Raw genomic sequence first — 21,634 nt, 5'->3', positions numbered from 1 at the left:
AGCGCCATGCGCATCGTCTTCGCCGGGACCCCGGAACCCGCCCTGCCATCGCTCAGACGACTCGCCGCGTCGCGGCACGAGATCGTGGGCGTCGTCACGCGCCGCGATGCGCCGCTCGGGCGCAAGCGCGTGCTGACGCCGTCGCCGGTCGGATCTCTCGCGGCCGAGCTCGGCCTGCCGGTGCTGAAGACCGACCGGCTCGATGCCGAGGCGACCGAGACGATCACGTCATGGGGCGCCGACCTCGGCGTCATCGTCGCGTACGGCGGACTCGTGCGCGAGCCGCTGCTGTCGGCACCGCTACACGGGTGGATCAACCTTCACTTCTCACTGCTGCCGGCCTGGCGAGGCGCCGCGCCCGTGCAGCATTCGCTCATCGCGGGCGACCGGGTCAGCGGCGTGAGCGTGTTCCAGCTCGTCCCCGAGCTGGACGCGGGCGATGTCTTCGCACAGACCCGACACCCGGTGGATCGCGGAGCCACCGCCGGTGACCTCCTGGCGGCGCTTGCCGACCTCGGCGCAGACACCCTCGCGGATGTCGTCGACGCCATTGCCGACGGCGCCGCGAATGCCGTCCCGCAAGCGGGCGAGGCGTCCCTCGCGCCCAAGCTGACGCTCGCCGACGGACTCCTCGATTTCGCGCTGCCCGCCGATACGGTGCTCGATCGCTTCCGCGGTACGACCCCCGAGCCCGGTGCGCACACCACCATCGCCGGTCAGCGGCTGAAGGTGCTGGCGGCACGCCGCGGACCGGATGCCCCGCTCGCTCCGCGCGAGATCCGCCTCGTCGGCAAAGACGTGCTCGTCGGAACCGCGGACGGAACGATCTCGCTCCTGTCGGTGCAGCCCGCGGGCCGCGGCGCCATGCCGGCTCCCGACTGGTGGCGAGGGCTGCGCGCCGAGAGCATCGAGGCGGGTTCGTGAACCCCGCACGTCGCGTCGCGTTCGACGTGTTGCGCGCCGTGGCCGACTCCGACGCGTACGCGAACCTCCTCCTGCCGCAGGAGCTCCGGCGGGCGGGACTCAGCCCCGCCGACGCCGGCCTCGCCACCGAGCTGACGTACGGCACTCTGCGCCGCCAGGGAACCTACGATGCGATCATCGAGCAGGCATCGGGGCGCTCGATCGACACGATCGATCCGCCTGTGCGCGACGCGCTGCGCCTCGGCGTCCACCAGCTGCTCTCGACGAGGGTCGCGTCTCACGCCGCGGTGAACGAGAGCGTCGAGCTCGTACGCCGCGCGGGGGCGGCGAACGCGGCCGGCTTCGCCAACGCGGTCCTGCGGCGCATCGCCCGGGACAACCCGGGGGACTGGCTGCAGCGGGTGGATGCCGGTGCTCGATCCGACGACGAGCGGCTCGGCCTGCGCTTCTCCCACCCGGTGTGGGTCATCCGCGCGTTCCGTCGGGCGCTCGCGGCCGAGGGGCGTGCAGAGGAACTCGACGAGCTGCTGGCGGCCGACAACGTCTCGCCGAGTGTCACCATGACTGCGCTTCCGGGCCTCGCAGACCTCCCGGCCGACCGGACGCGGACCCCGTACTCACCGCTCGGCTTCCGCCTCGACGGCGGCGACCCCGAGCCGCTGGTGCGTCGCGCGGAGGGCCGCATCCGCGTCCAGGACGAGGGTTCCCAGCTCGCGGCGCTCGCGCTGTCGCGCGCGCTCCCGGTCCGCGCAGGTGAGCGCTGGCTCGATCTGTGCGCCGCGCCGGGCGGCAAGACCGCTGTCCTGGCCGCCGAGGCCCTGGCGGGCGGGGCCGTGCTCGAAGCCAACGAGATCTCGCCTGCGCGCGCACGTCTCGTTCGATCCTCGGTCGCCGGCGTTCCGCTCGAGGTGCCGGTGTCGGAGGAGGACGGGCGCGAGCGTGCCGGCCGAGGTCGTTATGACCGCGTCCTCGTCGATGCGCCCTGCACGGGGCTCGGCGCGCTCCGTCGCCGGCCGGAGGCGCGCTGGCGCAAGAGCCCCGCGGATGTCCCCGATCTCAGCGCCCTCCAGCGCGAACTGCTCTCCGCCGCCGTCGCAGCGCTGGCCCCGGGCGGGCTCGTGGCTTATGTGACCTGTTCCCCGCACCTCGCCGAGACCGCGGTGGTCGTCGCCGACGTGCGAGCCGCCCACCCCGATCTCCGGGAGCTCGATGCCCGCGAGGTCGTCCGGGCGGTCAGTCGGGGAGACATCGACCTGCCCGACCAGCAGGACGGGTCGGGCCGCGCTCAGCTGTGGCCGCACCGGCACGGCACCGATGCGATGTCCATCACGCTCCTGCAGAAGCCGTGACCGGCGATAATGGGGGCGTGAGCGACGCCGACGCCCTGCGCATCAACCCCAGCATCCTGGCCGCCGACTTCGTGAACATGCAGACTGAGCTCGGCCGCATCCGGTCGGCCGACTTCGTGCACGTCGATGTCATGGACAACCACTTCGTCCCGAACCTGACGTTCGGGCCGCAGATGGTGGAACGGATCCAGGCCACGAGTCCCGTTCCGCTCGACGTCCACCTGATGATCTCGGACGTCGACCGCTGGGGTCCCGGCTACGCCGAGCTCGGGGCGGCGAGCGTCACCTTCCATCTCGAGGCCGCCACGGATCCCGTCGCGCTCGCCCGCCGGCTGCGGTCGATCGGCTCGCGTGCCGGCGTCGCCGTCAAGCCCGCGACGCCTGTCGAGGGACTCTTCGACGTCCTCGACGAGTTCGACCAGATCCTCGTGATGACGGTCGAACCGGGTTTCGGGGGGCAGAGCTTCATGGCCGACCAGATGCCGAAGCTCCGTCGACTCGCCGACGAGACGCGCCGGCGCGGGTCTTCGGTCTGGCTGCAGGTCGACGGCGGGATCTCCGAGTCGACGATCGCACAGGCGGCCGAGGCCGGAGCCGACACGTTCGTGGCCGGTTCGGCGGTGTTCGGCGCTGCCGATCCGGATGCCGCGATCGCGAGCCTGCGCGACCGGGCCCAGCGGGCGCACCGCCACTGATCCATCGGCCACTGCGGTCGGAGCGCCCGTCGCGGGCCGGTACCCTGGCTAGGTGAAGACGTTCGACGCGCTGTTCGCAGAGCTGACCTCAATCGCCGAAACGCGGCCCGAGGGCTCGGGCACGGTCGCGCAGCTCGACCGCGGTGTGCATGCCATCGGCAAGAAGATCGTCGAAGAGGCCGCCGAGGTCTGGATGGCGGCCGAGTACCAGTCCGACGCCGAGACGGCCGAGGAGATCTCGCAGCTGCTCTATCACCTGCAGGTGCTCATGATCAGCAAAGGTCTGAGCCCCGAAGACGTCTACCGACATCTCTGAGCGACGCCCCGCCCTCCCGCTCCGAGACAGAAAGACCCCCATGCTGCGCATCGCCGTCCCGAACAAGGGATCGCTCGCCGAGACCGCCGCCGAGATGCTGGCCGAGGCCGGCTACACCGGACGCCGCGACTCGAAGGACCTCCACGTCATCGACCCCGTCAACGAGGTCGAGTTCTTCTACCTGCGACCGAAGGACATCGCCACCTACGTCGGCTCGGGTGCCCTCGACGTCGGCATCACCGGTCGCGACCTGCTGCTCGACGCCCGCATGCCGGGCGCACGTGAGATCGAGCGGCTCGGCTTCGCCGGTTCGACCTTCCGCTTCGCTGCGCCGACGGGAACGTTCGCCGACGTCGCCGAGCTCGCGGGCAAGCGCATCGCCACGTCGTACCCCGGACTCGTCGATGCGTTCCTCGACGAGCGCGGGATCGCCGTCGACCTCGTGCCGCTCGACGGTGCCGTGGAGTCGGCGGTGCGCCTCGGCGTCGCCGACGCCGTCGCCGACGTCGTCGAGACCGGCACCACCCTCCGTCAGGCCGGGCTCGAGGTGTTCGGCCCCGAGATCCTGCGCTCCGAGGCCGTCCTCATCGCCGGCCCACACGATGCCGATGGCACCGAGCGGCTGCTGCGCCGGCTCCGCGGCGTGCTCGTGGCGCGACGCTATGTGCTGGTGGACTACGACCTGCCGGCCGCCCTCGTCGACGAGGCCGTCGCGATCGCCGGCGGCATCGAATCGCCCACGATCTCGCCGCTGCGCGACCCCGAGTGGGTCGCGGTGCGGGTGATGGTGCCGCGCGCGAGCGTGAACACCACGATGGACGAGCTCTACGCGATCGGCGCACGTGCGATCCTCGTCACCGCGATCCACAACGCGAGGCTCTGACATGACGCTGGCACGCCGCGTCATCCCGTGCCTCGACGTCGCCGCGGGGCGCGTGGTCAAGGGAGTCAATTTCGAGAACCTGCGCGACATGGGCGATCCGGTAGAGCTCGCCCGGCTGTACTTCGAGCAGGGCGCCGATGAGCTGACCTTCCTCGACGTCACCGCGACCGTCGATGGCCGAGCGACGACGTATGACGTCGTCCGTCGCACGGCGGAGCAGGTGTTCATCCCGCTCACGGTCGGGGGCGGTGTGCGCTCGGTCGACGACGTCGCGCGTCTGCTCTCGGTCGGTGCCGACAAGGTCGGCGTCAACTCGGCGGCCATCGCCCGCCCCGACCTCATCGGCGAGATCGCCGACCGCTTCGGCGCGCAGGTCCTGGTGCTCTCGCTCGACGTCAAGCGTGCGCCGGGCACGGAGTCGGGCTTCGTCGTCACGACCCACGGCGGGCGCTCCGCCACCGCCATAGACGCCCTCGCGTGGGCGCGCGAGGCGATCGAGCGGGGTGCGGGGGAGCTGCTCGTCAACTCCATCGACGCCGACGGCACCAAGGACGGGTTCGACCTCGAGCTCATCTCGCTGATGCGCGAGGCATCGTCCGTTCCCGTGATCGCCTCGGGCGGTGCCGGAGCGACCGAGCACTTCGTCCCGGCCATCGAAGCGGGCGCGGATGCCGTGCTCGCGGCATCCGTGTTCCACTCGGGCCAGCTCACGATCGGCGACGTGAAGGATGCGCTGACCGCTGAAGGCATCGAGGTGCGGCGATGACCGAGAGCATCGACGAACGCATCGCCCGGGTCTCGTTCGATGCGAACGGGCTCGTCGCGGCGATCGTGCAGCAGCACGACACGCGCGAGGTCCTCATGCTCGCGTGGATGGATGCCGAGGCGCTGCGCCGCACGCTCACGAGCGGGCGCGTGACGTACTGGTCGCGCTCGCGCCAGGAATACTGGCGCAAGGGCGACACCTCCGGCCACATCCAGCTCGTCCGCGGCGCGCGGCTCGACTGCGACGGCGACGCGGTGCTCCTGCTCGTCGAGCAGGTGGGTGCGGCATGCCACACCGGCACCCGGACGTGCTTCGACGCGGACGACCTCGACCCGGTCGTCGCGGTGTCATGAGACGCCGTTCCCGCATGATCGCCGTGCTCGCGGCCGTCGTCGGCGGCGGCCTCGCGGTCATCGGCGCGACGCAGCCGTGGCTCGAGGCGACGCTGCGCGACGGTGCTCAAGCGGTTCTCCCCGTGCCCGGCACCGAGGCGCTTCCGCTCGTCACCCCGCTCGGGCTGGCGGCCCTGGCTCTCGGCCTCGCGCTCTCGATCGTCGGCACGGTCCTCCGTTACGCCTTCGGGGTCATCGGGGTGCTCATCGGCGCTTCCCTCCTCGTCGAGTCACTGCGCATCGCCCTCACCGCACCGCCGGAGGCGGTAGTGAGCGTCGTCGCCGACGCGACGGGCCTGGCGGGGGTCGAGGCGGTCGGAACACTCGTGTCGGCGATCACCGTCACCGCCTGGCCGTGGATCACGGCGGTCGGCGCGGCGGCGGTGTGCGCAGGCGGCGTGCTCACCCTCGTGACGGCACGCTCGTGGCGCAGCACGGCGCGCCGCTACCGCACCGACGCCGCTGCCGAGGCCCGGCGCCCGGGCGGGTCGCGGCCGCATGATTCGCACGATCCGATCGATTCCTGGGATGACCTCAGCCGCGGGTCCGATCCAACCGTCTGAGCCCCGGTAGACTGACCTCAGCCCGAGAAATCCCGCGAAGGAGAACAATGAGCAACATCGGCGACCCCGGCCACGGACACTCCCCGGCGGCGTGGACCGCTGTGGTGATCATGCTCCTGGCGTTCGCGCTGGGCACCCTGTTCTTCTGGCTCGACATGCCGGTGCTCGTCTGGGCCTCCGCGGGTCTTCTCGTCGTCGGCCTGATCGTCGGCTGGGCCATGGCGAAGGCCGGCTACGGCGCGTACGGCGACAAGTACACCCCGAAAGCGCACTGACGTGCTGGCCGGTCTCACGGCCGGCGCCGTCGAGGATGCCGAGGCCCGTGCGGCCGAGCGGCCCCTCGCCGTCGTCGAGCGCGACGCGCTCGCTCAGGCTCCGGCCCGGGACGCCCTCGCGGCGCTCGCGCCCGCCGAGCGGGTCAAGATCATCGCCGAGGTCAAGCGGGCGAGCCCCTCTCGGGGCGATCTCGCCGCGATCCCGGATCCCGCCTTCCAAGCGGCGCGTTATCAAGAGGGCGGCGCTTCCGTCATCTCGGTGCTGACCGAGGGGCGGCGCTTCAAAGGAAGCCTGGCCGACCTCGAGGCCGTTCGGGCGGAGGTGTCGATCCCCGTTCTCCGCAAGGACTTCATCGCAGGCGCCTATCAGGTGTTCGAAGCGCGCGCGGCCGGCGCGGACCTGGTCCTCCTCATCGTCGCCGCGCTCGAGCAGCCCGTGCTGGCCGAGCTCCACGAGCTCGTGCTCGAACTCGGCATGACGCCGTTGGTCGAGACCCACTCGCTCGACGAGGTGCACCGCGCCGCCGACATCGGCGCGCGTCTGGTGGGCGTCAACGCGCGCAACCTGTCGACGTTCGAGCTCGACCGCGACCTCTTCGGCCGGCTCGTCGAGCACCTTCCCGCTGACGCCGTGAAGATCGCGGAGTCCGCCGTCCTCACCCCCGACGACGTGGGCCACTATCGTCGTGCCGGTGCTGACGCCGTCCTGATCGGCGAGGCGCTCGTGACCAACGACCCGGTGACCACCCTGCACGCATTCCTGGAGGCCGGCGCGTGAGCCTGCGAGAACAGCACGGTCCCTTCTTCGGCGAGTTCGGCGGCCGGTTCATGCCCGAGTCCCTCATCGCCGCGATCGACGAGCTCACGACGGTCTACGAGTCGGCGATGGCCGACCCGGAGTTCGCGGCCGAGCTGGCGCGCACTCTCGCGACCTATGCGGGTCGTCCCTCGGCGCTGACCGAAGTGCCCCGCTTCGCGGAGCACGCGGGTGGCGCGCGGGTCTTCCTCAAACGCGAGGATCTCAATCACACGGGCTCGCACAAGATCAACAACGTCATCGGCCAGGCGATGCTGACGAAGCGCCTCGGCAAGACCCGCGTCATCGCCGAGACCGGCGCCGGTCAGCACGGCGTCGCGACGGCGACGGCAGCCGCCCTGTTCGGGTTCGACTGCACGATCTACATGGGCGAGGTCGACACCGAGCGGCAGGCGCTGAACGTCGCGCGCATGCGCTTGCTCGGTGCCGAGGTCGTTCCGGTCACGACGGGGTCGCGCACCCTCAAGGATGCGATCAATGAGGCGTACCGCGACTGGGTCGCCTCGGTCGAGACCACCAACTACATCTTCGGCACGGCGGCGGGGCCGCATCCGTTCCCCGCGATGGTGCGCGATTTCCAGAAGATCATCTCCGAAGAGGCCCGCGAGCAGCTCCTCGCCGAGACCGGGCGGCTTCCGGATGCCGTCGTCGCGTGCGTCGGCGGCGGCTCGAACGCGATCGGCATGTTCGACGCGTTCCTCGACGACGAGGGCGTCGCCCTCTACGGTGTCGAGGCGGCCGGTGACGGCGTCGACACCGAGCGCCACGCCGCGTCGATCGAGCGGGGGCGCCCGGGCGTCCTGCACGGGGCGAAGACCTTCGTGCTTCAGGACGAGGACGGTCAGACGGTCGAGTCCCATTCGATCTCGGCGGGGCTGGACTACCCGGGCGTCGGGCCCGAGCACGCGTGGCTCGCCTCGATCGGCCGCGCGTCGTACATCCCGGCGACCGACACCGAGGCGATGGAGGCCCTGCGGCTGCTCAGCCGCACCGAGGGAATCATCCCCGCGATCGAGTCGGCTCACGCCCTCGCCGGCGCCCTGCGGATCGGGCGCGAGCTCGGTCCCGACGCCATCATCGCCGTCAACCTCTCCGGCCGTGGCGATAAGGACATGGACACCGCGGCGCGCTGGTTCGAGCTGTACGACGACGGCGCCGAGCCGGTGGTCGAGCCCGGACACGACGAAGCCGCATCGGGCGAGGGAGTGGAACTGTGACCTCCCGCGTCGCCGCAGCGATCGACGCCGCACACGCCGAGGGCCGTGGTGCGTTCGTGGGCTACCTCCCGTTGGGCTTCCCCGATCTCGAGACGAGCATCGAGGCGGCCGTGGCGCTGGCCGAGTCCGGCGCCGACGTGCTCGAGCTCGGACCCCCGTACTCCGACCCCGTGATGGACGGCGTCGTCATCCAGGAGGCGACGCAGGTCGCGCTGGCCGCGGGCTTCCGCCTGCGCGACACCTTCACCGCGGTGCGGGCGATCGCGGCGCGCGTCGACATCCCGATCCTCGTGATGACCTACTGGAACCCCGTGCTGCAGTACGGCGTCGACCGCTTCGCCGACGACCTCGCCGCCGCCGGCGGCGCCGGCCTGATCACACCCGACATCACCCCGGATGCCGCGCCCGATTGGCTCGCGGCATCCGAGCGCACGGGGCTGGACCGCGTCTTCCTCGCGGCCCCCACGTCGACCGACGAACGACTGCGCATGATCGTCGAGGCTTCGACCGGATTCGTGTACACGGTCTCGACGATGGGCATCACGGGGGAGCGGACCGAGCTCGACGCGGCGGCCCGGACCCTGGTCGGCCGGCTCCGCGAGCTCGGCGCGGTCCACGCCTGCGTCGGCATCGGCATCTCCACGCCCGATCAGGTCGCAGGAGTCGTCGACTACGCCGACGGCGCGATCGTCGGAACCGCGCTCGTGCGCGCTCTGCGCGACGGGGGAGTCGCGGGGCTCGCCGACACCGCCCGCGCACTCGCGGCGGGCACCGCCCGCGCGCGCGTCTAGACTTTTCCGGTCGCACGACCGCCGAATTCCGAGGGACGATCCGATGATCCACGCCGCACACACGCTCGTCGCGAGCATCCCGAGTCCGTCGGTGAGCTACATCGACCTGGGTCCGCTGCGCATCCACTTCTACGCCCTGTGCATCATCGCCGGCATCATCGTCGCGACCCTGATGACCAACTACCGCCTCACGCGGCGCGGCGCCGAGCCGTGGGTCGTCATCGACATCGCACTGCTGGCCGTGCCACTGGCTCTGGTGGGAGCGCGGGCGTTCCACGTGCTCACGCACCCGGGGTTCTACTTCGGCGCCGACAAGAACCCGTGGGCCGTCCTGTTCATCTGGGAGGGGGGCATCGCGATCTTCGGCGCCCTCATCGGCGGCGCGGTGGGCGCCTACCTCGGCTGCAAGTGGACCGGCATCCGGTTCTGGAGCTTCGCTGACGCTCTGGCTCCGGGCATCCTGCTGGCGCAGGCCATGGGGCGCTTCGGCAATTGGTTCAATCAGGAGCTCTTCGGGCTCCCCACCGACCTGCCGTGGGGCCTCGAGATCGATCGATCCAACCCGGCGTTCCCCGCCGGGCTGGCACCCGACACCCTCTTCCACCCCACCTTCCTCTACGAGGTGATCTGGAACGGCCTGGGCGTGCTCGTCCTGCTCTGGGTCGGCCGCAAGACGTGGGCGCAGTGGGGCAAGCTCTTCGGTCTGTACCTCGTCTGGTACGGGGCGGGCCGTATCGTCTGGGAGTCGATCCGCATCGATCCGAGCGAGATCATCCTCGGCCTCCGTACGAACGTCTGGGCGGCGATCCTCGCCGTGGTCGTCGGAATCGCGATCATCGTGGTCCAGACGCGCCGCCACACCGGCGACGAGCCTTCGCCTTATCAGCTCGGTCGCGAGTGGGTGGCTCCGAGCGCGCTACAATCGCAGAGCACCGAAGACTTCGTGGATCTGAGCGCACCCCCGACGCCCGAAGCTCACGCAGACAGCGCCACAAGCGCAGTCACCTCGAAGCAGTAGTTCCCCAGGGCCGACGTCGTCCCGGTTCAGCACCAATGTGAGGACGGTCAGTATGGCCTCGAGCCCTCGACCCCAAAAGTCCGGATTCGCATCCTTCCCTCCCCAGCAGGGCATGTACAACCCTGCCTTCGAGAAGGACGCTTGTGGTCTGGCGATGGTCGCCACGCTGCGCGGCGAGGCCGGGCACGACATCGTCGAGCTCGCCTTGACGGCGCTGCGCAACCTCGAGCACCGCGGCGCGATCGGCTCCGACGCGGGCACCGGCGACGGCGCCGGCATCCTGACGCAGATGCCCGACGCATTCCTCCGCGCGGTCGTCGACTTCGACCTGCCGCCCGCCGGCGAATACGCGGCGGGCATGGCTTTCCTGCCGCGCGACGCCGACGAGCGTCAGGCGCTCAAGGCCGACATCGAGACGCTCGCAGCATCCGAGGGCCTGACGGTCCTGGGCTGGCGCGAGGTGCCGACCGAGGACGAGAACCTCGGAAAGCTCGCCTTCGCCGCCCGTCCCGCCTTCGAGCAGCTCTTCGTGTCGCGCCCCGCGGTGGGCGACGCGCCCGCGCTAGCGGGCATCGAGCTCGACCGACGCGTCTACCGGCTGCGCAAGCGCGCCCGTCACGAGCACGACGCGTACTTCGTCTCGCTCTCGAGCCGCACGCTCGGGTACAAGGGCATGGTCACGACGCTGCAGCTCGAGCCGTTCTACCCAGACCTGCAGGACGAGCGCTTCGCGTCGGAGCTGGCGGTCGTGCACTCCCGCTACTCCACGAACACGTTCCCGTCATGGCCCCTCGCACAGCCGCTGCGCATGCTCGCCCACAACGGCGAGATCAACACGGTCAAGGGGAACCGCAACTGGATGCGGGCCCGGCAGTCGCAGCTCGAGTCGGAGCTGCTCGGAGACGTGCAGCCGCTGCTGCCGATCTGCACCGACGGTGCGAGCGACTCCGCCTCGTTCGACGAGGTGCTCGAGCTGCTCACGCTCACCGGGCGCAGCCTGCCGCACGCCGTCATGATGATGGTGCCCGAGGCATACGAGAAGCAGACCGACATCGACCCGGATCTGCGGGCGTTCTACGACTACCACTCGATCCAGATGGAGCCGTGGGACGGGCCGGCGGCCCTCATCTTCACCGACGGCACGCTCGTCGGTGCCACCCTCGACCGCAACGGACTGCGTCCGGGACGGTGGACCGAGACCACCGACGGACTCGTCGTCATCGGCAGCGAGACCGGCGTGCTCGACTTCGCGCCCGAGCGGATCAAGCGCCGCGGGCGCCTGCAGCCCGGTCGCATGTTCGTCGTCGACACGTCCGCGGGCCGCATCGTCGAGGACGAGGAGATCAAGCGCGAGCTCGCCACGCTGCATCCGTGGCAGGAGTGGCTCGACGCCGGTCGCGTGCGACTGAAGGACCTCCCCGAGCGCGAGCACATCGTGCACCCGATCGCCTCGATCACGCGGCGTCAGCGCACCTTCGGCTACACCGAGGAGGAGGTGCGCATCCTGCTGACCCCGATGGGGCAGGTAGGCGCCGAGCCGCTCGGCGCCATGGGCAGCGACACCCCCGTTGCGGTGCTCAGCGAACGTCCGCGGCTGCTGTTCGACTACTTCACGCAGCAGTTCGCGCAGGTGACCAACCCGCCGCTCGACTCGATCCGCGAAGAGGTCGTCACCTCGCTGTCGCTCGGTCTCGGTCCCGAGGCCAACCTGCTCTCGTGGGGCCCGGAGCACACGCGCACCGTGACGCTCGACTTCCCGGTGATCGACAACGACGAGCTCGCGAAGATCCAGCACATCGACACCGCGCTCAAGGGCCGGTCGTCGGTGACCATCCGCGGCCTGTACCGCGTCGAAGCCGGCCACAAGGGCATGCAGAAGCGCCTCGCCCAGATGTGCGCCGAGGCGGACCAGGCCATCGAGGACGGCGCGGAGTTCCTCGTGCTCAGCGACCGCGACTCGAACAAGGACCTCGCGCCGATCCCGTCGCTGCTCATGCTCGCGGCGGTGCACCACCACCTCATCCGTCAGCAGACCCGCATGCGGGTGGGCCTGGTGGTCGAGGCCGGAGACGTCCGCGAGGTGCACCACGTCGCGACGCTCCTCGGCTACGGCGCCTCCGCGGTCAACCCCTATCTGGCGATGGAGACGGTCGAGTACCTCGTCCGGGCGGGATACATCACGGGTGTCTCGCCGGAGAAGGCCGTCAAGAACCTGATCTACGCGCTCGGCAAGGGCGTGCTGAAGATCATGTCCAAGATGGGCATCTCGACGGTGTCGTCGTACGCCGGGGCTCAGGTTTTCGAAGCGGTCGGTCTGTCGGACGAGTTCGTGTCGAAGTACTTCACCGGCACCGAGACGAAGCTCGGCGGTATCGGCATCGAGGTCATCGCGGCCGAGAACGCCGCGCGGCACGCCTACGCGTATCCGGAAGACGCCGCGGTCCGCGCCCACGAGCGGTTGTGGACGGGCGGCGAGTACCAGTGGCGTCGTGACGGTGCCCCCCACCTGTTCAATCCCGAGACGGTGTTCCGGCTGCAGCACGCGACGCGGACGCGCCGATACGACATCTTCCGCGAATACACCAAGCTCGTCGACGACCAGGCTGCGGAGCTGAAGACCCTGCGCGGCATGTTCAAGCTGCGCACGGGCGTTCGCCCGCCCGTGCCGATCGACGAGGTCGAGTCGGTGGCCTCGATCGTCAAGCGTTTCTCGACCGGGGCCATGAGCTACGGCTCGATCTCGAAGGAAGCGCACGAGACCCTGGCGATCGCCATGAACCGGCTGGGTGCGAAGTCCAACACCGGCGAGGGCGGTGAGGACGTCGAGCGGCTGCTGGACCCCGAGCGCCGGAGCGCGATCAAGCAGGTCGCGTCCGGACGCTTCGGTGTGACGAGCATGTACCTCACGCACGCCGACGACATCCAGATCAAGCTCGCCCAGGGCGCCAAGCCCGGCGAGGGCGGTCAGCTGCCGCCCGGCAAGGTCTACCCGTGGATCGCGCGCACCCGCGGCGGCACGCCCGGCGTCGGCCTCATCTCACCCCCGCCGCATCACGACATCTACTCGATCGAAGACCTGAAGCAGCTGATCTTCGACCTCAAGCGCGCGAACCCGGCTGCCCGCGTCCACGTCAAGCTCGTGAGCCAGTCGGGAATCGGTGCGGTCGCGGCGGGTACCGCCAAGGCCCTCGCCGACGTCATCCTCGTGTCGGGTCATGACGGCGGCACCGGTGCGAGCCCCCTGAACTCCCTCAAGCACGCGGGAACCCCCTGGGAGCTCGGCCTCGCCGAGACGCAGCAGACGCTCATGCTCAACGACATGCGCGACCGCGTCGTCGTGCAGGCCGACGGTCAGCTCAAGACCGGCCGTGATGTGGTCATCGCGGCGCTGCTCGGCGCCGAGGAGTTCGGCTTCGCCACGTCGGCACTGGTCGTGGAAGGCTGCATCATGATGCGGGTCTGCCACCTCGACACCTGCCCCGTGGGCGTCGCGACCCAGAACCCCGTCCTGCGCGAGCGCTTCACCGGCAAGCCCGAGTTCGTCGTCAACTTCATGGAGTTCATCGCCCAGGAGGTCCGCGAGTACCTCGCCGAGCTCGGTTTCCGCTCGCTCGACGAGGCGATCGGACGCAACGACGTCCTCGACGTCGATGGCGCGATCGAGCACTGGAAGGCGAGCGGCCTCGACCTCGGACCGATCCTCACCGGCCCGGCATTCGCCGACGACGCCCCGCGCCGTCACTACCGCGCGCAGGACCACGAGCTCGACGAGCACTTCGACGTCCAGCTCATCGAGCGGGCGCAGGACGTCGTCGCGCACGGCGGTCACGTCGAGATCGACCTGCCGATCCGCAACACCGAGCGTGCCGTGGGCACAATGCTGGGCAACCGGGTCACGCTGGCTCACGGCGAGAACGGCCTTCCGGCGGATTCGATCGTGGTGAACCTCACGGGCTCGGCCGGTCAGTCGTTCGGAGCGTTCCTCCCCGCGGGCATCACGCTGCGCCTCGAGGGCGACTCGAACGACTACGTGGGCAAGGGGCTCTCGGGCGGTCAGATCGTCGTGCGGCCGCCGCGCGACGCCGCGTTCGACGCTTCCGAGAACGTCATCGCGGGCAACGTCATCGGCTACGGCGCGACGCAGGGAACCATGTTCCTGCGTGGCGTGGTGGGGGAGCGGTTCCTCGTGCGCAACTCCGGAGCCACGGCGGTCGTCGAGGGAGTGGGCGACCACGCGCTCGAATACATGACCGGAGGCCTCGCGGTGATCCTCGGAGCCACCGGGCGCAATCTCGGCGCCGGGATGTCGGGTGGGAACGCCTACGTCTACCGCCTCGAGACGGCGAACGTGAACCGCGAGGCGATGGCCAGCGGCGAGCTCGTGCTCGAGGAGATGGGATCCGGCGACGCCGAGATCCTCCGCGATCTGCTCGAGCGCCACGTCGCCGAGACGGGGTCCGAGCTGGCAGCGCGCCTGCTCGAGGACTTCGAGACTGAGATCGCCAACTTCGTCCGTGTGGTGCCGCGCGACTACGCCGCGGTGCTCGAAACCCGACAGACGGCGGCCGCCGAGGGGCTCGACCCCGACGGCGACGAGGTCTGGAGCCGCATCCTGGAGGTGACCCGTGGCTGACCCCAAGGGCTTCCTGAAGATCACGGAGCGTGAGCTCCCCAAGCGCCGCCCGGTGCCGGTCCGCATCATGGACTGGCGCGAGGTCTACGAGCCCGGCGACAGTGCGGTGCTCCGCCGCCAGGCGGGACGCTGCATGGACTGCGGCGTGCCGTTCTGCCATCAGGGATGCCCGCTGGGCAACCTGATCCCCGAGTGGAACGACCTCATGTGGCGGGGCGAAGGACGTTCGGCCATCGAGCGTCTTCACGCCACGAACAACTTCCCGGAGTTCACCGGCCGACTGTGCCCCGCCCCGTGCGAGAGCGCCTGCGTGCTGGGCATCAACCAGCCGCCGGTCACGATCAAGCAGATCGAGGTCTCGACGATCGACGAGGCCTTCGCGAACGGCTGGGTCGAGGCCGAGCCCCCCGGACGGCTGACCGGCAAGACGGTCGCCGTCGTCGGCTCGGGTCCGGCCGGACTGGCCGCGGCGCAGCAGCTGACGCGCGCGGGTCACACCGTCGCCGTCTACGAGCGCGACGACCGTATCGGTGGCCTGCTGCGCTACGGCATCCCCGACTTCAAGATGGAGAAGCGCCACATCGAGGCGCGTCTGCGTCAGATGCAGGACGAGGGCACGCGTTTCCGCGCCGGTGTCGAGATCGGCAAAGACATCTCCTGGGACGCGCTGCGCGCCCGCTACGACGCGGTCGTGGTGGCGACGGGATCGACGCTGCCGCGCGACCTCGCCATCCCGGGCCGAGACCTCGCCGGGGTGCACTTCGCCATGGAGTACCTCGTCGAGTCGAACAAGGCGGTCGCGGGCGACCAGGTCGCCAACCAGATCCATGCCGAGGGCAAGCACGTCGTCGTCATCGGCGGCGGCGACACCGGCGCCGACTGCATCGGCACCGCTCACCGGCAGGGTGCACTCAGCGTCACGAACCTCGCGATCGGCAAGCAGCCGCCGTCGGACCGGCCCGACACCCAGCCGTGGCCGATGATGCCGACCGTCTTCGAGGTCGCCTCCGCGCACGAGGAGGGCGGTGAGCGCAGCTACCTCGCGTCCACGGTCGAGTTCCTCGGGAACGAGGCGGGAGAGGTGCGCGCGCTCCGTGTGGCCGAGACCGAGTTCGTCGACGGCCGCCGCGTCCCCAAGAGCGGTACCGAGCGCGAGATCCCCGCCGACCTCGTCCTGATCGCGATGGGTTTCACCGGCCCGGAGCGCACCGAGCTGGAGGCCCAGCTGGGTACCGTGTTCACCGATCGCGGCAACGTCGAACGTGCCGACGACTACCAGACGACCGCGCCGGGCGTGTTCGTGGCCGGCGATGCCGGGCGCGGGCAGTCGCTCATCGTGTGGGCGATCGCGGAGGGCCGCGCTGCGGCAGCCGCCGTCGACCGCTACCTGATGGGCGACACCGACCTGCCGGCGCCGGTGCGTCCGACCGACGTCGCGATCGGGCTCCAGCGGGCATAGGCTGGACCCAACCCCCCTCCCGACCCGAGACCACCGGAGATTCAGTGAGACGCGCCAAGATCGTCGCCACCCTGGGACCGGCCACAGCCAGCTACGAGATGGTGCGAGCCATCATCGACGCCGGCGTGGACGTGACCCGATTCAACCTCAGCCACGGAGACTATTCGGAGCACGAGGTCCGCTGGGCCAACGTGCGCAAGGCCGCCGACGACGCGGGCCGTCCCGTGGCGATCCTGGTCGATCTCCAGGGGCCGAAGATCCGCCTCGGCAAGTTCGAGAACGGACCCCACCAGCTCGCGGTCGGCGACATCTTCAAGATCACCACCGATGACATCCTCGGCACCAAGGAGATCGTCTCGACGACCTTCAAGGGCCTGCCCGGGGACGTCAAGCCCGGCGACTTCCTTCTCATCGACGACGGCAAGGTCCGCGTCGAGGTCGTGTCGGTTGAGGGCTCGGTCGTCACGACGAAGGTCATCGTCGCCGGCCCCGTCTCGAACAACAAGGGCATCAACCTGCCCGGTGTCGCCGTGAGCGTTCCGGCGCTGTCGGACAAGGACGAGGCGGACCTGCGCTGGGGGCTGCAGCAGGGCGCCGACATCATCGCGCTCTCGTTCGTGCGCGACGCCGCGGACGTGACGCGGGTGCACGAGATCATGGCGGAGGAGGGCCGCAAGGTCCCCGTCATCGCGAAGATCGAGAAGCCGCAGGCGGTCGAGAACCTCGAGGAGATCATCGACGCCTTCGACGGCATCATGGTCGCGCGCGGCGACCTCGGCGTGGAGCTTCCGCTCGAGGCCGTGCCGATCGTCCAGAAGAAGGCTGTGGCGCTGTGCCGCCGCATGGCCAAGCCGGTCATCGTCGCGACGCAGATGCTCGAGTCGATGATCGAGAACCCCGTGCCCACGCGCGCCGAGACGAGCGACGTCGCCAACGCCGTCCTCGACGGTGCCGACGCGGTCATGCTCTCGGGCGAGACGAGCGTGGGCAAGTACCCCGTCGTCGTCGTCGAGACCATGGCCCGTATCGTCGACTCGACGGAGACCCACGGTCTCGAGCGCATCGCACCGCTGACGGCGAAGCCGCGCACGCAGGGCGGTGCGATCACGCTCGCCGCCATGGAGGTCGCACAGTTCATCGAGGCGAAGTTCCTCTGCATGTTCACCGAGTCCGGCGACACGGCGCGCCGCATGTCGCGGCTGCGCCCCGAGATCCCGATGATCGCGTTCACGCCGGACCCGGCGATCCGTCGTCGCATGGCCCTCACCTGGGGCATTCGCTCCAGCCTCGTCGAGCAGGTCGCTCACACCGACCTGATGTTCCACCAGGTCGACGACTACTTCCTCTCGAACGGCCTCGCCGAGGTCGGTGACAAGGTCGTCGTCATCTCCGGGTCCCCTCCCGGAATCCAGGGATCGACCAACGACATCCGCATCCACAAGATCGGCGACGCCGTCAACGGTCGCGCGCCGATCTACCAGGCGGTCCAGTGACCACCGCGTGAATGCCGAAGGGCGGGCACCTCTCCACGAGGTGCCCGCCCTTTCGTCGTGCCGGTGGTGGGAGTCGAACCCACACGTCCGAAGACAACCGAGTTTGAGTCGGTCGCGTCTGCCATTCCGCCACACCGGCGCACGCACATCGACAATACCGCCTCGTGCGACGTCGCCCGACGGAGACATGGCCGGAACGCCATACCGTAGGATCGAAAGGTGACAGAGCAAGAAGAGGCCCCCACGTCGGCCGCTCCCGCACCGCGTCGTGTCGTCGTGGCCGAAGACGAGTCGCTCATCCGACTCGACATCGTCGAGATCCTTCGCGACAACGGATACGACGTCGTCGGTGAAGCCGGAGATGGTGAGACCGCCGTCCAGCTCGCGACCGAGCTTCGTCCCGATCTCGTGATCATGGACGTCAAGATGCCCGTCCTCGATGGCATTTCGGCCGCCGAGCGGCTCGGCAAGGCGCACATCGCCCCCGTCGTCCTGCTGACCGCGTTCAGCCAGAAGGAGCTCGTCGAGCGGGCGACCGAGGCGGGTGCCCTCGCCTACGTCGTCAAGCCGTTCACGCCGAACGACCTGCTCCCCGCCATCGAGATCGCGCTGGCCCGCTACGAGCAGATCATCACCCTCGAGGCCGAGGTGGCCGACATGGTCGAGCGCTTCGAGACCCGCAAGCTGGTCGACCGGGCGAAGGGCCTGCTCAACGAGAAGATGGGTCTGAGCGAGCCCGAGGCGTTCCGCTGGATCCAGAAGGCGTCGATGGACCGCCGCCTGACGATGCAGGACGTGGCCAAGGCGATCATCGAGCAGCTCGCGCCCAAGAAGTAACCCGCGCCGACGCCGACGACGAGAAAGCCCCCTCCCGGATCGGGAGGGGGCTTCGTCGTCGCATCAGGATGCTGCCGGAGCGTCCTTGATGAGGTTCGTGATGCGGATGGTGGAGCAGCGGCGCCCTTGCTCGTCGGAGACGACGATCTCGTGGACCGTCATCGAGCGGCCGAGGTGCAGAGGAGTGCAGACCCCGGTGACGATCCCGCTCGTCGCCGAGCGGGTGTGCGTGGCGTTGATGTCGACACCCACGGCGAGCCGGCCCGGACCGGCGTGCATGTTGGCCGCCATGGATCCGAGAGACTCGCCCAGAACGACGTACGCACCGCCGTGGAGAAGGCCGACCGGCTGCGTGTTGCCCGCGACGGGCATGGTGGCGACGCAGCGCTCGGTGGTGAACTCCGTGAACTCGATTCCCATGCGCTCCGCGAGCGCGCCTTTGCCGCGGCCCTGCGCCCACGCGAGGCCGGTGTCGGTATCGGTGTTGTCGGGCATGCTCCACCCTCGGTCGCAGCGGGTCGTGGTGTCCGTGGTCGTCGTTAGGCTGGACGGGTGACGGACTCGCCAAAGCCTACCCTTCTCGTCGTCGACGGCCATTCGCTGGCCTACCGCGCGTTCTTCGCGCTGCCGGTCGACAACTTCACCACGAAGGACGGCCAGCACACCAACGGCATCTACGGCTTCCTGTCGATGTTCGCCAACCTGATCAAGGCGGAGAAGCCGACGCACCTGGCTGTCGCTTTCGACACCTCCCGGCAGTCGTTCCGCACCCGCGAGTACACGGAGTACAAAGCGAACCGATCCGAGTCGCCCGCCGAGTTCAAGGGGCAGATCCCGCTGCTGCAGGAGTGCCTCGCCGCCATGAACGTGACGGTGCTGACGAAGGAGGACTACGAGGCCGACGACATCCTCGCCACCCTCGCGACGCAGGGCGCCGCAGAGGGCTTCGACGTCCTCGTCTGCTCGGGCGACAGAGACACCATCCAGCTCGTCACCGACGACGTGACCCTGCTCTACCCGAGTGTCCAGGGTGTGTCTCAGCTCAAGCGCTACACCCCTGAGACAGTGGTCGAGAAGTACGGGCTGCCGCCGCAGAACTATCCCGACATCGCCGCTCTCGTGGGCGAGACGAGCGACAACCTTCCCGGGGTGCCGAAGGTCGGCGAGAAGACCGCGGTGAAGTGGCTCACGCAGTGGGGATCTCTCGACGCGCTGCTGGAGAACGCCGACAAGATCGGCGGTGTCGTGGGAGGCAACCTGCGCGAGCACCTCGACGACGTTCGGCGCAATCGTTCGCTGAACCGCCTGCTGCGCGACGTCGAGCTCGGAGTCACGCCCGCAGACCTCGCGGTCGGACCGATCGACGCCGAGGCGGTGCGCGACATCTTCGCCCGGCTCGAGTTCCGCACGCTGCTCCCGCGCGTCTTCGAGGCGGCGGGGGCCGATCCCGCGATGGCCGTCGAGACCGCCGCCCCGGCCGTTCCGGCGCCGACCGCCGCCGAGCTCTCCGCCGCCGACATCGGCGCCTGGGCCGCGGCCCGCACCGGTGACGTCGGCGTCACCGTCGTGGTCGCCGGTGGCTTCCCGCAGCGCATCGGCCTGGCCGATGCCGACGAAGCGGTCGAGGCCACGTGGAGCGACGACGTCGCCGAGGCCTTGCGCCCGTGGCTCGAGTCCGACGCGCCGAAGGTGCTCTCCGACGCGAAGCTGCAGGTCAAGGCGCTTCGGCGTGGCGGGGTGCGCCTGGGCGGTCTCGTCTTCGATCCGATCCTGGCGGGATGGCTCCTCCGGCCGAGCTTTCCCGACAAGACCCTCGCCGACCTCGTACACCGGTATCTCGACGAGAAATTGCCCGAAGCCGACCCGACCCAGCTCGTTCCCGAGACCGAGGGCGCGACGCCGGGCCAGCTGTCGTGGTTCGCACTGCGCGTCGCAGAGGCGGTGCGCACGGAGATGCCCGCTTCGGTGCTGTCGGTGCTCACCGGCATCGAGCTGCCCACGCTCGACGCCCTCGCCGATATGGAGCTCGCCGGCGTCGCGGTCTCGCACGAGAAGCTCTCCACCTTCTCCGCCGAGCTCGCAGCGCGCGCTGACGACATCGCGCAGCGTGCCTACGCGACGATCGAGCGCGAGGTCAACCTCGGTTCTCCCAAGCAGCTGCAGGAGGTGCTGTTCGAGCAGCTCCAGCTGCCGAAGACCCGCAAGACGAAGACGGGCTACTCCACGGATGCCGCCGTACTGGCAGACCTGCAGGAATCGAACCCCCACCCCTTCCTCGAGCTGCTCCTCCAGCACCGGGAGGCCACGAAGCTGCGCCAGATCATCGAGTCGCTCGACACCGCGATCGCCGCAGACGACCGCATCCACACGACCTACGTGCAGACGGGAAGCCAGACCGGGCGGCTCTCAAGCACCGATCCCAACCTGCAGAACATCCCGATCCGCAACGAAGAGAGCCGGCGCATCCGTGCCGCGTTCGAGGTCGGCGAGGGATACGAGACCCTGCTGACCGCCGACTACTCGCAGATCGAGATGCGCATCATGGCGCACCTCTCCGAAGACCCGGGGCTCATCGAGGCCTTCGTGTCGGGCGAAGATCTCCACCGCTTCGTCGGCGCGCGCGTCTTCGGCGTCGAGCCGGCCGACGTGACACCGGCCATGCGCACGAAGGTCAAAGCCATGTCGTACGGGCTCGTCTACGGGCTGTCGGCGTTCGGTCTCTCGAAACAGCTGCGCATCGAGCAGTCCGAGGCCAAGCAGTTGATGCTCGAGTACTTCGCCCGTTTCGGGGCGGTGCGCGACTACCTGCGCTCGAGCGTCGAGCAGGCCCGCATCGACGGTTACACGGAGACGATCTTCGGCCGGCGCCGTCCGTTCCCCGACCTCGCGAGCCCGAACCGGGTCCTGCGCGAGAACGCGGAGCGTGCGGCTCTCAACGCTCCGATCCAGGGCAGTGCCGCCGACATCATGAAGATCGCGCTGTTCCGCATCGCTCGCGAGTTCCAGGCCGAAGGGCTCCGATCCCGCGTGCTGCTGCAGATTCACGACGAGCTCGTCGTCGAGGTCGCGCCGGGGGAGTGGGATGCTGCCGAGCGCATCGTCCGCGACCGCATGGGCGACGCCGCCGAACTGACCGTCCCTCTCGACGTGCAGATCGGTCGCGGCGGCGACTGGGACGTCGCCGGTCACTGAACTGATCGCGCGGG

General features: G+C 69.7%; 19 protein-coding genes and 1 tRNA gene. 18 read left to right on the top strand and 2 right to left on the bottom strand.

Annotated elements, in window-relative coordinates:
• Positions 1-6 precede the first annotated feature (6 nt).
• The 16 genes from fmt to pyk are packed head-to-tail and all read left to right on the top strand — an operon-like array spanning position 7 to position 17,591.
• Positions 7-924 carry a methionyl-tRNA formyltransferase gene (gene fmt, locus C1N74_RS08670; RefSeq protein ID WP_064956544.1) on the top strand — a complete coding sequence of 306 codons (918 nt, stop codon included), beginning with the start codon at positions 7-9 and terminating at the stop codon, positions 922-924.
• On the top strand, positions 921-2,273 hold the full coding sequence (locus C1N74_RS08665) for a transcription antitermination factor NusB (protein WP_071918069.1): 1,353 nt from the start codon (positions 921-923) through the stop codon (positions 2,271-2,273). The genes fmt and C1N74_RS08665 overlap by 4 nt, the downstream gene beginning before the upstream one ends.
• 17 nt (positions 2,274-2,290) lie before the next feature.
• The gene (rpe, locus tag C1N74_RS08660; protein ID WP_023950617.1) at positions 2,291-2,968 is read left to right on the top strand and encodes a ribulose-phosphate 3-epimerase; all 678 of its coding nucleotides are present in this window, start codon (positions 2,291-2,293) and stop codon (positions 2,966-2,968) included.
• Between the two features lie 52 nt (positions 2,969-3,020).
• On the top strand, positions 3,021-3,284 hold the full coding sequence (locus C1N74_RS08655; RefSeq protein WP_023950618.1) for a phosphoribosyl-ATP diphosphatase: 264 nt from the start codon (positions 3,021-3,023) through the stop codon (positions 3,282-3,284).
• 40 nt (positions 3,285-3,324) lie between these two features.
• Positions 3,325-4,167 carry an ATP phosphoribosyltransferase gene (hisG, locus tag C1N74_RS08650; protein ID WP_023950619.1) on the top strand — a complete coding sequence of 281 codons (843 nt, stop codon included), beginning with the start codon at positions 3,325-3,327 and terminating at the stop codon, positions 4,165-4,167.
• Between the two features lies 1 nt (position 4,168).
• Complete coding sequence (gene hisF / locus C1N74_RS08645; protein ID WP_023950620.1) at positions 4,169-4,933, top strand: imidazole glycerol phosphate synthase subunit HisF; 765 nt, start codon at positions 4,169-4,171, stop codon at positions 4,931-4,933.
• Positions 4,930-5,286, top strand: a complete 357-nt coding sequence (gene hisI, locus C1N74_RS08640; RefSeq protein ID WP_023950621.1) for a phosphoribosyl-AMP cyclohydrolase — start codon at positions 4,930-4,932, stop codon at positions 5,284-5,286. Before hisF ends, hisI begins: the two co-directional genes overlap by 4 nt.
• Positions 5,283-5,888, top strand: a complete 606-nt coding sequence (locus C1N74_RS08635) for a Trp biosynthesis-associated membrane protein (RefSeq protein ID WP_036304572.1) — start codon at positions 5,283-5,285, stop codon at positions 5,886-5,888. The genes hisI and C1N74_RS08635 overlap by 4 nt, the downstream gene beginning before the upstream one ends.
• 47 nt (positions 5,889-5,935) lie before the next feature.
• Positions 5,936-6,163: a DUF6704 family protein gene (locus C1N74_RS08630; protein ID WP_023950623.1), complete on the top strand. Its 228-nt coding sequence runs from the start codon at positions 5,936-5,938 to the stop codon at positions 6,161-6,163.
• 1 nt (position 6,164) lies between these two features.
• Positions 6,165-6,941 (top strand): indole-3-glycerol phosphate synthase TrpC, encoded by a 777-nt coding sequence (gene trpC / locus C1N74_RS08625; protein ID WP_137750364.1) that lies wholly within the window; start codon positions 6,165-6,167, stop codon positions 6,939-6,941.
• Entirely contained in the window at positions 6,938-8,197 is a 1,260-nt protein-coding gene (gene trpB, locus C1N74_RS08620; protein ID WP_137750363.1) for a tryptophan synthase subunit beta, read from the top strand. The genes trpC and trpB overlap by 4 nt, the downstream gene beginning before the upstream one ends.
• A complete protein-coding gene (gene trpA, locus C1N74_RS08615) occupies positions 8,194-8,988 on the top strand; it encodes a tryptophan synthase subunit alpha (protein ID WP_071918073.1) in 795 nt (264 codons plus the stop codon). The genes trpB and trpA overlap by 4 nt, the downstream gene beginning before the upstream one ends.
• A gap of 43 nt (positions 8,989-9,031) precedes the next feature.
• On the top strand, positions 9,032-10,006 hold the full coding sequence (gene lgt, locus C1N74_RS08610; RefSeq protein WP_137750362.1) for a prolipoprotein diacylglyceryl transferase: 975 nt from the start codon (positions 9,032-9,034) through the stop codon (positions 10,004-10,006).
• A gap of 52 nt (positions 10,007-10,058) precedes the next feature.
• A complete protein-coding gene (gene gltB, locus C1N74_RS08605) occupies positions 10,059-14,639 on the top strand; it encodes a glutamate synthase large subunit (protein WP_036304573.1) in 4,581 nt (1,526 codons plus the stop codon).
• A complete protein-coding gene (locus tag C1N74_RS08600; protein ID WP_023950634.1) occupies positions 14,632-16,098 on the top strand; it encodes a glutamate synthase subunit beta in 1,467 nt (488 codons plus the stop codon). Before gltB ends, C1N74_RS08600 begins: the two co-directional genes overlap by 8 nt.
• 44 nt (positions 16,099-16,142) lie before the next feature.
• The gene (gene pyk / locus C1N74_RS08595) at positions 16,143-17,591 is read left to right on the top strand and encodes a pyruvate kinase (RefSeq protein ID WP_023950636.1); all 1,449 of its coding nucleotides are present in this window, start codon (positions 16,143-16,145) and stop codon (positions 17,589-17,591) included.
• Between the two features lie 58 nt (positions 17,592-17,649).
• On the opposite strand, the gene C1N74_RS08590 is transcribed toward pyk, so the two are convergent.
• Positions 17,650-17,730 (bottom strand) — tRNA-Leu (locus C1N74_RS08590).
• Between the two features lie 80 nt (positions 17,731-17,810).
• Here C1N74_RS08590 and C1N74_RS08585 point away from each other — a divergent pair.
• Positions 17,811-18,428, top strand: a complete 618-nt coding sequence (locus C1N74_RS08585; RefSeq protein ID WP_023950638.1) for an ANTAR domain-containing response regulator — start codon at positions 17,811-17,813, stop codon at positions 18,426-18,428.
• Positions 18,429-18,491: 63 nt separating this feature from the next.
• Here the strand turns inward: C1N74_RS08585 and C1N74_RS08580 are convergent, their stop codons facing one another.
• On the bottom strand, positions 18,492-18,923 hold the full coding sequence (locus C1N74_RS08580; protein ID WP_023950640.1) for a hotdog fold thioesterase: 432 nt from the start codon (positions 18,921-18,923) through the stop codon (positions 18,492-18,494).
• Between the two features lie 57 nt (positions 18,924-18,980).
• Here C1N74_RS08580 and polA point away from each other — a divergent pair, with 57 nt between their 5' ends.
• Entirely contained in the window at positions 18,981-21,620 is a 2,640-nt protein-coding gene (gene polA / locus C1N74_RS08575; protein ID WP_137750361.1) for a DNA polymerase I, read from the top strand.
• Positions 21,621-21,634 lie beyond the last annotated feature (14 nt).

The organism is Microbacterium sp. SGAir0570, from assembly GCF_005491085.2.
GTDB lineage: Bacteria > Actinomycetota > Actinomycetes > Actinomycetales > Microbacteriaceae > Microbacterium > Microbacterium arborescens.
This window is presented reverse-complemented; position numbering and strand designations above follow the sequence as displayed.